The following is a 12,810-nucleotide window of genomic DNA, read 5'->3' on the forward strand; positions in this document are numbered from 1 at the left end:
GCCGAGCAGGAAGGTTGCGCTCGAGCCTGCGGCGACATCGCCCGAGGGGGCCTCGATAACGGTATGGGCGGCGGCAGGCAGGATGCATGCCCAGAGGAGCAGCACGGCGCAGAGCAGGACGTGTCGGCTGTTCATAGAGAGCCGCCCCAATCCGCAGGCGCCGCCTCGACGGGCACCGGTACGGGGGCGCTCCCCCCGAGGCTGTGGAGCCAAAAACGCATAGTCGGCTCTGTCCGGATGTACACTGCTGCTATAGCACGTATGAAATGCAGGGCGCCCGCTATTCGCCCGGGCACCCCGGCAATCGCCGGTATGAAAAATATCATCGAAATAACCTCATTGTTTTCACTGGTGGTCTCTGGAATCAGGGGATTCCCGTGGTCTGAAGCACTGAACGGACAGAGATGGAAAAAACCGGCGCCTTCACCCGGCGATAAGGATTTCGGGGGCATCGGAGAGGCCCCGCACGGCGGAACAACTGCGCCGCGCCAGGAGGTGGAGCCATCCCTGGTCAGTCACTTATACATTGTTTGAGTGCAACCAGATATAAAGATTCCTTTTACTGATTATCATTGGCGTCATTTAATAAAGATACCTGGATTGATAATCGGTTTTCGCTGCTCCCCTCCACCGGGTGTTTTTCCGCCCGGATTCACGCCTGCCGGGCACCAAACCTTATTGTGCTGGAAACGGAGACATACTAATACGGTACCGGGGATTCGCGCCCCCTGCGGATCCGGAACGGCGGCCGGCGAGAGCGATTGCATGATTGAATACGGCAGGAATCATATCGGCGAGGGATCCGTCGTCTTCGACGACGTGACGCTCGGCTTCCCGTCCCGTGCCCGTTTCGGGCAGGAGGGATACACAGGCGCGACCATCGGCGACCGCGCGATCATACGCTCGGGCACCATCATCTACTGCGACGTTGTCATCGGCGACGACTTCCAGACCGGCCACCGGGTGCTGATCAGGGAGAACACCACCATCGGCGACCGCGTCGCCGTCGGGTCGTCAACCATCATCGAGGGTGCGACCACCATCGGCAGCCGGGTCAGTATCCAGAGCCTCGTGTATATCCCCACCGATACCGTCATCGGCGATGACGTCTTTATCGGCCCCAACGCCGTCCTCACCAATGACCGGTACCCCCCGCACGGGGCAGGCAGCCTTGCCGGGCCGGTGATCCGATCGCAGGCGTCCATCGGCGCCAACGCCACCCTGCTCCCGGGTATAACAGTCGGGGAGGGATCGCTCGTTGCCGCGGGGGCCGTCGTCACTAAAGACGTCCCTCCTGCAACACTCGCCATAGGAGCCCCGGCACGGTTCCGGCCGCTTCCTGCAGGAGCGCGGCCATGATCCCCGTTGCCCGCCCTCTCGTCGGCGAAGAGGAGATCGAGGCCGTGGCGGCGGTCATGCGCACCGGCATGCTCGCACAGGGGGAAGCGGTCACCGCATTTGAGCGGGAATTTGCGCAGTACTGCGGCGCGGAACACGGTATTGCGGTCAACTCGGGGACGGCCGCCCTCCACGCCGCCCTTGCATCGCTCGGCATCGGACCCGGTGATGACGTGATCGTGCCGTCCTTCACTTTTATCGCGACCGCAACCTCCGTCAGCATGACCGGCGCACGACCCATTGCAGTCGATATCGAGCCGGCGACCTTCACTATCGATCCCGATGCGGTCACCGCGGCTGTCACACCCGATACACGCGCTGTGATCGGCGTACACCTCTTCGGTCATCCGTTCGACCTGAACTCCATCGGAGATATTTGCAGGGATGCCGGCCTGTACCTCATCGAGGACTGTGCCCAGGCGCACGGTGCCACCTGGCACGGGAAACGGGTCGGGACGTTCGGGGATGCGGGATGTTTTTCCTTTTACCCGACGAAGAATATGACAACCGGTGAAGGGGGGCTTGTGACAACAGACGACGCAGCGCTTGCCGCCAGTATTCGGCAGTTCATCAACCACGGGCAGAGCGACAAATATCTGCATGCCAGACTCGGATACAACTACCGTATGACAAACATCGGCGGAGCAATCGGCAGGGTGCAGCTTTCCCGCCTCGGGGAGATGAACCGGCGGCGGCAGGAGAACGCTGCGTTCCTTTCTGCGCATCTCGACGTCCCGGGCCTTGCCACACCGTCATGCCGGACGGAGGCATCGCATGTCTACCACCAGTATGTGATCCGGCTCACCGAGTCCTTTCCCCTGAGCCGCGAGGCATTCATGCACTACCTTCTCGAAAACGGGATCGGATGCGCAGTGCACTACCCGATGCCGGTGCATATGCAACCGCTCTACCGCGGCACGGAACATCCTCCCTGCCCTGTTTCCGCCGACTGCGCGGAGAGCGTGCTGAGCCTCCCGGTCCACCCCCTTGTCACGCAGGATGACTGCCGATTTATATGTGAAAAGATCAACGAGGTGCGGGAATAATGGAAATAGGTGTTATCGGTGTCGGAGCCATGGGCAGGAACCACCTGCGGGTGTATACGGAACTGAAAGGCGTCAAGAACGTGGTGATCTATGATCAGAACGTGGCTGCAGCCGAAGAACTTGCATTCGCCCACGATGCGGTACTCGCGAGTTCCATTACGGAACTCGTTGGAATGGTCGATGCGCTTTCCATCTGTGTGCCCACGCAATACCACTACGGCGTCGCCGAAGAAGTGATCAGAAACGGGAAAAACCGGCTACACAGGGCGGAACTGACGAAAAATTTCTATATCGCCGCAGAACAGGCAGTGAAAAAGGGAGTGCACATGCTCATCGAAAAACCGATCTGCGGTACAGTGGCCGATGCACATAAGCTTGCGGCACTCATCCCCCCCGGTCTTACCGTGGGCGTGGGCCATATCGAGCGCTTCAATCCCATCATTGACGAGATCGCCCGTATTGTGAAGGATCCCCTCTACGTGGAGATGAAGCGCCATAATCCCGCTTCCGCCCGGGTAACGGGGAGCTCGGTCGTTGAAGATCTCATGATCCACGACATCGATATAGTGGTCAACCGGCTCTTCTCGTCGCCCTACACCCTCTCCTGTGCCGGGACCTCGGAGGTCTGCGGGGCGCTTTTCCGCTTCGACGGCACTCCGGTGTATCTCTCCGCCAGCCGGAAGTCGTCCAAAAAGATCCGGATGATCTATATCGAGGAGGAGGACCGTACTATCGAGGGCGATTTCATGACGCAGGAGGTATACGTCTACCGGAAACCCGAGAGCTACAGCTTGGTCGACGAGCGGTACGTGCAGGAAAATATTATCGAAAAAGTGCTTGTGAATAAACTCGAACCGCTCAAGCGGGAACTCGGCACCTTTGTCGAGTGCGTCAGGGCGGGAAAATCCTTCCCCATCACGCCCGGGCAGGGAATACGGAATATGGAAATTTGCGAAGAGATCGCAGGACAGTGCGGGATATGAGCAAGAAACTGCAGAAGCTGCTTGATTCAAGGGGGCCGATCGAGACCGTCGGCGTCATCGGGATGGGATACGTGGGAATACCCGCAGCCGCGCTGTTCGCCGAATCGCATGCTTTTACGAAGGTCTGGGGATTTCAGCGCGACTCTCCGTCGTCGGGATACAAGATTGAGATGCTCAACCGGGGGCAGTGCCCCCTGAAAGGCGAGGAGCCGGGGCTCGACGATCTGATCCGCCGGGTTGTTGCAGCGGATAAATTCCGCTGTACTGCGGATTTCGAAAAGATAGCCGGGTGCGACGCGGTCACGCTCGCGATCCAGACGCCTTTTGCACGGCCGGAGGATCTGCTGCCCGACTTCGGGGCTCTCTCGGAGGGCCTGCGGCAGGCAGGACGTTATATTACCGAAGGGGCACTCGTCGTCCTCGAATCGACGGTGACACCGGGCACGACGACCGGCATGGCCCGGACGATTCTTGAGGAGGAGTCGGGAATGACGGCGGGCGAGGATTTCGCGCTCGCCCACGCCCCCGAGCGGGTGATGGTCGGCAGGCTCCTGAAAAACATACGGGAGCACGACCGTATTGTGGGCGGGATTGACGATGCGAGTACAGCGCGGGCGATGGAGCTCTACGATCCCGTGCTCACGAAAGGGACCCTGATTCCCATGAGCGCGACGGCTGCCGAGGTGACGAAGACGACCGAGAACACGTTCCGGGATCTTCAGATTGCCGCGATCAACCAGCTCGCCCTGTATTGCGAGGCAATGGGAATCAACGTCTATGACGTCCGCCGCGGTGTCGACTCCCTGAAAGGGGAGGGCATAACACGGGCGGTTCTCTGGCCGGGGGCGGGCGTCGGGGGCCACTGCCTCACGAAGGACACCTACCATCTCGAGCGCGGCGTAAAACTCTCGGACAGCCCCCTCGATTTCCCCAAAGGGAAGGAGTCGCTCTACGTACTTGCCCGGCATATCAACGACTTCATGCCGCGCCACATGGTCACCCTCACCCACGACGGCCTCAGGCGCGTGGGTACATCCATGGCGGAGGCGAAGATTGCACTCCTCGGATGGGCGTTTATCAGCAACTCCGACGACGCCCGGAACACTCCCTCGGAGGTCTTCCGGGAGCAGGCGGTTTCGGCAGGTTCATCCGTGAAAGTACACGACCCGTACGTCACCGCATACCCGGGTGTCCCGATTTCGCAGGATCTCATCTCCGTCCTGAAGGGGGCTGACGCGATCGTCATCATGACAGGCCACGATGCCTACCAGCACCTCGACGCCCGCCGCATAAAAGAGCTCTGCAGGCAGGACCATCCCGTCATTGTCGACGGGCGGAACATCATCGACCCCGACGGATTTATCGCACACGGATTTGTCTATAAGGGGATCGGGCGTGGCGACAAAAACAGCCACGAAATGCTCTGAACTCTTTTTTATCCCGGCGTGTACAACCCCCCAACCGGTGAAGTCGGACCGTTTCCCGATGCCGCGGGCGCAACCGCCGGCTGGCGGATTTTAACCGAATGCCGGGTTATTCCGGGATGGCGTCGGAATAGATTTATACCATCCCCATGCATGTCCCTGAGAAGCATGGTGCATCTTTCTGATCCCCTCCGGAAAAGGGAGGCGCGAAGACACTACCGGAAGGGCCTTCTCTTTCACAATGACCGAAAATTTGCAGAGGCATACGAGGAATACACGCAAGCAGCCGTGATCGATCCGGAGTGCTGGAAGGCATACACCAATCTCGGGAAAGTGACGATGGACATGATTTCTTCCGATGATACGGATATCTCCGTAAAACTGGACGATGCCGAACGGTACTTCGCAAAAAGCCTGGAAATCAGCCCGGAAAGGCCTGTTCCGCTCTTCAATCTCGGCGTCATCCACTATATGTATCGGGATGACAGGGATCAGGCGTTTGATTATTTTGCCCGGGCATTCAACTGTGATCCCGAATTCGGCGTTCTCGTCGAGAATTTCCTGAATCTCTGGAGTGAGAATGCACACGAGGAATTCAAAAAAGTCATTGCACACTCCATCACCCTGATAACCGATGAGTCGCTGAAAAAACAGGCAGAGGGCGGCATCCCCGATGACATTATGGCAGTATTTCCGGTCGAATATATGCCGTATACCAGCGAAAAATACGGATTTACCATCAGGATTCCGGCGGGATTCGCGGATCACACCGAGTTCGCGGGAAGGCCTGAAGGTTTCGATGTGCTTTTCGACATCCATAATTATGACGGGACGCACATCGGGATCGTTGCCGGGCCGCATGAGCACGGCGAGGCGGCAACGGTTCGGCAGCTCGAAAAACAGGCTGCCCGACATGTTGAAAACATGGGCGGGACGCTTCTGTCCCTCGCCGGAAGGGAGATTGAAGGTGTTACAGGTGTCGAAACGGTCTACACTGCGTTCCTTATGAAAATAAGAAAAGTCGCGTTTATCCGCGAGGGTAGAGAATATCTCATCACCTGCGCCGCACATCCCGAGCTCTACGACAGGTACGCACCTGTGTTTGATGACGTTGTACGGTCACTCAGGTTTTATTCTGCCTAAATCCCGTGATCTCATATCACGTATCATTTTTCCGACACCGGCCGGCTGGGGATTGTCGGGATCCTGCACGGCGGCCCTTCGCACCTGCTCCTCCGCCTCGTCGTACCTTCCCAGACCGGCAAGCGCGCCTGCCTTCAAACAGAGCGCCTCGATATAACGGGAAACAATGTGCTTCCTGATGTTGTAATCCGGATACCGCGTCGCAAACAGCGGACCGGGATCGATCACTCTGTCGAAGCACGCGATTGCCTCGCCGTACTGCTTCGCTTCATTCAGCATGGCTCCCTTGAAGAGCCATGAGGGTGTGAATTCACGATCAAGGGCCAGTGCCGCATCAAAGCACCGGATGGCAGACCCGAAATGCTGGAGTCCGCCGAGGGCAAGACCTTTCTGGTGCCATGCGGGCACCATCGCAGGATCGACCTCAAGCGCCCGGTCAAGATAAAATATCGCCTGTGCGAACATGCCGCGTGCAGTGAGCATGAACCCGCGCCTGTACATATCCTGCGCCTCTTTTTTCCTCACCGCGGCACCGTCGAACAACCCCATGATGAAGCATAAGGTACGGGGAGGCATATAGCCATAACGGCGTGGCGGGTCGGTTCCTTCCGAACCGGCAGGGCTGCGTGCGGCTGTCTGAGCGTCTTCCCCTCTTCCGGCCGGGGAATTCATATCGATGCCGCACGGGATAATTTCTCCAGACCGATCCTCCCAGATCAGGCTGCCCGCGAGAAGAGTTATCCAACCGGGGCAAGAATTTCGGTCAGGATCTCTTCGGGAGGCACTTCACGGGGATCGTTGAGGTACATCTCCCGCATCGGCCCCGTTATCGTCAGGCCGTGCTCCTGAAGCCATGCGAAGAGCTCCATGTAGGCAGGTTCGCAGTCTTCGTACGGGCCTTTATGGAATGTCCGGGCCATCCTGCCCCCGGGGAGCGTATACACGTTCATTCCCGGCCCGGGCCGTGTCCCGGGGAGCACCGGAAATGCCACCTCCACGTCGGCGGTTCCTTCCTCGTCCGCCTTCATCGCCTCATCCGGGCTGTTTTCGTGCATGACAAAGACCGGCGGGCCGATGATGGGGATGTTATTTTCCATTGCGTAAACGGCCAGTTCGGAGATCAGTTCTGAAATTAGCCGGTAATGGCCGGTTTTCCGGATTCCGAGAACCGTCTGTTCCGGCAGATCGATAATGGTGATTTCTTCCATAGCGCTTCACTCCGGACATGGTGATTGCGCCCTCATAAAGCTTCGGTGCAGACCCCGGGAGTAGGCAGGCGGCATCTTGAAATAATGGTTCCGGAACATCCCGTTCACCATTTCCCCGTCGAAAACCCCGCAAATTCAGGGGAATCTTACCGGCGGATTGAATCCCAACTATCATAATGCCGGAGATGAAACAATCGGTATCCACCGGGTACCCATGGAGCAAAAGCCATGAAGAGCAGACCATTATCACTCCTGATCGTACTTCTGTGCCTTCTGATTGTCCTTCAGCCTCTTTCCGCAAGTGCCCTTACGGCAGGCGAGGCGAAGCAGGCATGGCGCACTGCAAAAAGCCAGAGCAGGGACATGCAGGAGGCACACCGGCAGGCAAAGGTCGACTGGGCCGCAGATCAGACACCCGAAAACAATCAGCTCGTTATCGATACAGGAAAAGAGGCCCTTTACGCTGCGCTTGACGAGGCGGAAGCATGGCTCATCTGGAAGCAGCTTGAGGTCGAAGAAAATCCCGATATACCGGATGATCTCAAAACATCGGTCTCGGATGATGTCGACGAGAATCTGGGAAAGATAGATGACCTTCGCGAGGATGTCGATGCCGTCGAGACACGGCTTGATTTAGGCCTTACTTTTTTGAAAATGGTCGGCAAGTATCTCGAACTGCTGACAGACGTTGCACGGGACTCAGGCCTCGTATGGGTGTACACTGCCGGCACGTATGCGGATACGATTGAAGCGTATGAGGCGGATCTTCGCGAAGCTGCCGAAACCATGCCCGAAAACGGGGAAATCCTTGCTAAGCTTGACCAGGCAGATGTAAAACTCCTGAACGCTCGGGAAAATATTGCCGATGCGGAAAGGGAATACCTCTCGGTAAAGGCCGGCGGGACTCCCCTGATTTCGTTTTCCAACGGGAATAACTACTTGAAAATCGCCCGTGGAAACATGCTGAGTGCACAGGGATACCTCAATCAGGCATACGGCCTTATTGTTGCGGGAGGGCGCACATGAAAAAATACATCCTGATTATCGGTATTCTCGTCTTCGCCCTGCTGGTCGCCGGGTGTGCAAAACACCAGCCGGCAGCGGATGCGGGGGATGATGCCGGTGTGACACCCACGCCGCCACTGTCCGCCGGTAAAGATACCGGTAATGTCACGCAGGCCGATCTCGACAAGCTGAAAGAAAAGCTCGAAGGTCTCGAATACGAAGATCTCGGCGGACTTTCGGACTGATGAGAATATTTTTAGGCCAAGGGCACCAGGGTGCTATGTGGGATAGCAACAGTACGCAATCGCGGACGGGTACAACCGAATGCATTCCGAGTGTATCCGCATTCGCGACGGCAAAGGAGTATCGGTTCGTCATGATCATAGCATCGTGGCGGGCGTGAACTCACACTCCAATAAAAATGGTTTATTTTTGCCTTGTATGCAAAAGCAGTACGACAAGGAAGAAACCAATAATTGCAATCGAGGGGATGAATACGGAGGGGAATTCGGGGATCGGTGAACCGGGAGTATAAGAAATCTCGATCGGACACGCCATACCCAATACAATTTCAGTCCCGTCTTCGTTCACGTATTTCCACCCGCAGATTCCACTCTGGAATGTGGGATCAACGGTCAGAATCCATGCCATAGTCAGGGGCAGCTCAAAGGCACCGCCATCCGTATTATCAGTCCATGCCCAATCCCCTTCGGGACTCTGCGATAATGCAAACTCACCGGGGTCATCGCTCACGATTACTGCCGATCCGGCGGGTATATTCTGTAAATCAAACTCACATGCACCATTACCACCGCTTCCATCGATATTGTGATGCATAATGAGGCCAAGTTTGTTGTTGGTGGTGTCCTGATAGAGATAGATCTTGCTCACGTGGATTTCCTCAAATCCCGTGTGTGAACTGGCACTCGAGTAATCATAGAAATCTGCAATCGTATCGCTTCCCTGTACGGGCGTTACTGTCCAGATAGTGCTTCCCTGCGTTACGGTGAATGTGCCCGCGGACACCAGAGAAACACACATTAATATGAATAATACCGTACTGATGACAATTTTACGAATCATATCATCCTCCTTGGAATTTCAGGGAGCCGAGAGAGAGTTGCCAGAAAGGTACCATTTACGCACTTAATTCCTATGTAAGCCTTAATGCTCAGGAAACGTGCAACTGAACCGCGATAGCATAAAGTCGTCGTTTTTTCCCTTCTGGAATTTAATATGGCTTAAAATATTTAAATTTGTCTATAATTTTAATTTATTTGGGTGCCCTCGGCTTTGAGGGAACTGCTACACCGGTTAGGCAATAAAAAACAGAGAAGATATCGGTAGATGAGAAGAACCTCATTGTAATCAGCATCGAGAAAGGCTCCTCCCTGTGCTAGATTGGTGGGATTGAATATATAAGAACGGGCACCGGATACAAACTCTAAGGTATGGAGGGTTTTCATTTCAATGCCTTAGTCTTAGACTCGATAGTGGCTTCCTTATCCCTTCTATCATCTATCTTTATCTCTGTAACGACCCTCTTCAAGCCTAAGTCGAAAATAGAATTATGCGCTTTTTCAACTGCTTTAAATAAATCCCCCAGATTTTTAGCTTCGATTACAGTCCCCATGGCTTCGGGTTTAGCCCTGATACTGCCTTGTTTTTCCAATTCCTTTACCGCAGCTTTTACGTATTTTCCGACCGCAGTGGTTTTTGTCCCAATAGGGATTATGCTAAATTCCGCGATTATCATTTTTCCCACCTTTTTGCCCCCTTCTCTTCCGGTCATCACACCGGATCCTCCCGGAAGCTTTTCGGATCTCTTGAATGAAAATCTTCACATCCATCTCGACAATAGAATATATGTAGATTTCACAGTATTCGGAAGCCTACGCATTCGGCTATACATTCTGCCAGCGTATCCCGACATCCTATCACCTCTGATACCGGTACGCAGCCGGCGAGCCGTTCTCGATGTGCTGCTGCCCATCTCGGCGGTCGGTTTCTCCCGGCTCTTGCGCTGGCATCAGAAAATCAGAGATTTCTTTACTGAAGTGCCCGAACCGGATCGGCCCGGCGATCTCCGGGCGATCAAGGCGGGAGGTGTGCCCGGTCCGGTGAGTCAGCTCGTATAAATACCCCCGGGGAGGCTCCAAAAAGGGCTGTTCGAATCCGTCCAAAAAAGCGTAATTTGGCGAGATTTCGTATGCGCGCCTTAATTCAGACATCGAAGTGAAAGGGATAAAACTGTCGTGAATTCACTTGCAGCAAACCTTGCCCGGGTTTTGAAGTTGCCATGTGCAGCCTTAACAATTTTGGGGGGGGGGGAAGTGTTCAACGCCCCGGTGCCACAGAAACTTTTTCATACTAAACATACAAATATGAATAGTATGAAAAGGATGATTAATCATGTTTTCTGATCCGCACCCGAGGGGCACGTGCACCACCATCACAGCCAGGACCGGCGTGAAGATGCCGGGCATCTGTTTCCGGATGATGACGACCATGTTCTGGCTCAGGGACCGCATCAGGCCTCCAGAGCGGATTCTCGACACCATGGGGATCCGCGAGGGAATGTGCATCGTCGATTATGGCTGCGGCCCGGGAAGCTACCTCAGGGGGGCATCCGAACTTGTCGGGGAGCGTGGAAGGGTCTATGCGGTGGACATCCACGAGCTTGCCATCGCCTCGGTCGCAAAGCGCATCGAAAAGGAGGGGCTCGGGAATGTCACGCCCATGCTTGCGAAAGGGTACGATTCTGGCCTTCCGGAAGGAGTGGCCGATCTCATCTATGCACTTGACATGTTCTTCATGATCGACGACCAGGGTGCTTTCCTTGCTGAACTCCGGCGGATCGCAGCGCCGGATGCCGTCCTGATCATCGATGACGGCCACCAGCCCCGGGAGAGGACCCGCAACAGCATCCTCAGCTCTCCGGACTGGGTAATCGAGGAGGAGCGGACCGAATTCCTGCTCTGCCGGCCAGCGCGATGCGAATGTTCGGCCGTATATGCTCGAAAAAGAAATTGAAGATTGCAGGAAAACGAATCGACAAAAAGGAGATACCCGTATGTTCCATAACCACCATAACCACGATAAAAAGCATATTTTCGGCACGGTCAAGGTCGGCGAACGCGGCCAGATCGTCATTCCCAAAGACGCCAGAGAACTCTTCGAGATCAGGCCGGGCGACACGCTGATGGTCCTCGGTGACGAAAACCACGGCATTGCCCTCGTAAAAGCGGACAAGTTTCGCCAGATCGCCATGAAAATGCTACAGATGTTCGAACAGGTGCCGGAAGAACCGCCGGAAGAATGAAATCCGGACCGTGGGGGGAGAATCGGGACGGATTCTCCTGCACCAGGGGCATTCCACCGGTTCGAGTGGCTTTTCCTGTTCTTTATCCGTGTCCATAAACCCGGCCTTCTCCAGCATCTTGCGCTCGAAGTCACCGCCTGAGCGATGCACAGAGACCCCGGAGTGCTCCCAGATCCATCCCCAGAATGGGGATCCTGCAGGTGGTTAAGGGTTGCGATTGTGTCGTAAATCTTACGACATACATTTTTGTAGGTCAGCGGCGAAGGATAACTGTAAAAGCTGCCAAATCGGTCTGTTCCATAAGAGAATGTGCTATGACATCGAAGTCGCTCCCCCTGATCTCCCTGCTGATCGCCCTGATCGCCCTTGCTGTTGCGTGCGGCGCCTGGTACCTTTCATCGGAACCGCCGTGCGAACCGTCTGCGCCCGGCCCTGAATTCCACCAGATCACCGAAGGTTACGAGGACCGGATTGTCTTTTCTCTCATGCCCCGCACCGATACGCCCGGCACCTATGTGGTGGACTACGAAATCCTTCGAAACGGCACCACCGTCGACGCGAGAACCGGCGTGGTCTATGAAAATGTCGCAGAAACCGCACCCATCGTCTTCGAGGTCCCCCGGTCGCCGGACGACAGCGTATCGCTCGAGGTCGAGGTGCGGAACACGGACGGCGATGTGCTGGACAAAAGCACCACGGTGATCAGCCCCCCTGACCATCAGGTGCCGGCGGGTGAGGGGATGCCGCTCGTGCCTGCCATAGATTCAGCCTCCGCGTAACACTCCACATTGGCTGAAGCATAGAGGGATTTCATATTTGAACCATTAGCATTGAAAAATACAAATCTCCCAGAATGCGACAATGATTTTGTGCCGACCAGCTATTATCAAAATAACGTACTCTATCGCCCGAAAATGATTATGAGTAGCCGGGCAAGTGGAGGATGTATAACTACCGCCCGTGAATTGATGGAATTTATTAAGGCCTTTTTTTGTGGAACGCTGGTTAATACGGCCATTTGTATTAGTTATCAATCTGTCACAGTTACAACATTCGATGAGGCCCATTTGCTATTGGTAGCGATATATGAAAATTCCCCTCCAGGGGTTGATTACACTCTTCAGGGGGAAAGGTGAGTTAATTGCTCATTCGGGATCTACAGGCTCGTTTGCTTTTTATTGTCCCGTCAAAGAAAATTCTATCATATTCTTCAATTCCAGAAAGCTGGAACGGTAGCGTACACAAAGTGATGTAAAATTGAAGAGTCCCTGTATCCACTCT

The 12,810-nt window shown here is 55.3% G+C and carries 15 protein-coding genes; 11 read left to right on the plus strand and 4 right to left on the minus strand.

What is annotated here, in order from left to right; genetic code table 11:
* Positions 1 to 261: 261 nt before the first annotated feature.
* The 6 genes from APR53_09670 to APR53_09695 all read left to right on the plus strand — a co-directional run bounded on the left by APR53_09670 (position 262) and on the right by APR53_09695 (position 5,994).
* On the plus strand, positions 262 to 534 hold the full coding sequence (locus tag APR53_09670; GenBank protein ID KQC04662.1) for a hypothetical protein: 273 nt from the start codon (positions 262 to 264) through the stop codon (positions 532 to 534).
* Positions 535 to 765: 231 nt separating this feature from the next.
* Positions 766 to 1,359 (plus strand): acetyltransferase, encoded by a 594-nt coding sequence (locus APR53_09675; GenBank protein ID KQC04663.1) that lies wholly within the window; start codon positions 766 to 768, stop codon positions 1,357 to 1,359.
* The gene (locus APR53_09680) at positions 1,356 to 2,444 is read left to right on the plus strand and encodes an aminotransferase DegT (protein KQC04664.1); all 1,089 of its coding nucleotides are present in this window, start codon (positions 1,356 to 1,358) and stop codon (positions 2,442 to 2,444) included. Before APR53_09675 ends, APR53_09680 begins: the two co-directional genes overlap by 4 nt.
* A complete protein-coding gene (locus APR53_09685) occupies positions 2,444 to 3,427 on the plus strand; it encodes an oxidoreductase (protein KQC04665.1) in 984 nt (327 codons plus the stop codon). The genes APR53_09680 and APR53_09685 overlap by 1 nt, the downstream gene beginning before the upstream one ends.
* Positions 3,424 to 4,854 carry an NDP-N-acetyl-D-galactosaminuronic acid dehydrogenase gene (locus APR53_09690; GenBank protein ID KQC04674.1) on the plus strand — a complete coding sequence of 477 codons (1,431 nt, stop codon included), beginning with the start codon at positions 3,424 to 3,426 and terminating at the stop codon, positions 4,852 to 4,854. Before APR53_09685 ends, APR53_09690 begins: the two co-directional genes overlap by 4 nt.
* A 165-nt stretch (positions 4,855 to 5,019) precedes the next feature.
* Positions 5,020 to 5,994 (plus strand): hypothetical protein, encoded by a 975-nt coding sequence (locus APR53_09695; protein ID KQC04666.1) that lies wholly within the window; start codon positions 5,020 to 5,022, stop codon positions 5,992 to 5,994.
* Here APR53_09695 and APR53_09700 read toward each other — a convergent pair.
* Together APR53_09700 and APR53_09705 are read right to left on the minus strand one after the other, a co-directional pair.
* Positions 5,971 to 6,570, minus strand: coding sequence for a hypothetical protein (locus tag APR53_09700; protein KQC04667.1), 600 nt, complete (start codon positions 6,568 to 6,570; stop codon positions 5,971 to 5,973). The genes APR53_09695 and APR53_09700 overlap by 24 nt on opposite strands.
* 161 nt (positions 6,571 to 6,731) lie before the next feature.
* A complete protein-coding gene (locus tag APR53_09705) occupies positions 6,732 to 7,202 on the minus strand; it encodes a transcriptional regulator (GenBank protein KQC04668.1) in 471 nt (156 codons plus the stop codon).
* Between the two features lie 228 nt (positions 7,203 to 7,430).
* Between APR53_09705 and APR53_09710 the strand changes: the two genes are divergently transcribed.
* On the plus strand, positions 7,431 to 8,228 hold the full coding sequence (locus tag APR53_09710; protein ID KQC04669.1) for a hypothetical protein: 798 nt from the start codon (positions 7,431 to 7,433) through the stop codon (positions 8,226 to 8,228).
* Positions 8,225 to 8,452: a hypothetical protein gene (locus tag APR53_09715; GenBank protein KQC04670.1), complete on the plus strand. Its 228-nt coding sequence runs from the start codon at positions 8,225 to 8,227 to the stop codon at positions 8,450 to 8,452. The genes APR53_09710 and APR53_09715 overlap by 4 nt, the downstream gene beginning before the upstream one ends.
* A 181-nt stretch (positions 8,453 to 8,633) precedes the next feature.
* Here APR53_09715 and APR53_09720 read toward each other — a convergent pair whose 3' ends face one another.
* Positions 8,634 to 9,248 (minus strand): hypothetical protein, encoded by a 615-nt coding sequence (locus APR53_09720; protein ID KQC04671.1) that lies wholly within the window; start codon positions 9,246 to 9,248, stop codon positions 8,634 to 8,636.
* Positions 9,249 to 9,669: 421 nt separating this feature from the next.
* Positions 9,670 to 9,963: a hypothetical protein gene (locus APR53_09725; GenBank protein KQC04675.1), complete on the minus strand. Its 294-nt coding sequence runs from the start codon at positions 9,961 to 9,963 to the stop codon at positions 9,670 to 9,672.
* Positions 9,964 to 10,682: 719 nt separating this feature from the next.
* Between APR53_09725 and APR53_09730 the strand changes: the two genes are divergently transcribed.
* From APR53_09730 to APR53_09740, 3 genes are all read left to right on the plus strand, one after another.
* Positions 10,683 to 11,240, plus strand: a complete 558-nt coding sequence (locus APR53_09730; GenBank protein ID KQC04676.1) for a methyltransferase type 11 — start codon at positions 10,683 to 10,685, stop codon at positions 11,238 to 11,240.
* 40 nt (positions 11,241 to 11,280) lie between these two features.
* Entirely contained in the window at positions 11,281 to 11,529 is a 249-nt protein-coding gene (locus APR53_09735; GenBank protein ID KQC04672.1) for an AbrB family transcriptional regulator, read from the plus strand.
* 314 nt (positions 11,530 to 11,843) lie between these two features.
* Positions 11,844 to 12,308, plus strand: a complete 465-nt coding sequence (locus APR53_09740) for a hypothetical protein (GenBank protein ID KQC04673.1) — start codon at positions 11,844 to 11,846, stop codon at positions 12,306 to 12,308.
* The last annotated feature ends 502 nt before the right edge of the window (positions 12,309 to 12,810 follow it).

This window comes from Methanoculleus sp. SDB, assembly GCA_001412355.1.
GTDB lineage: Archaea > Halobacteriota > Methanomicrobia > Methanomicrobiales > Methanomicrobiaceae > LKUD01.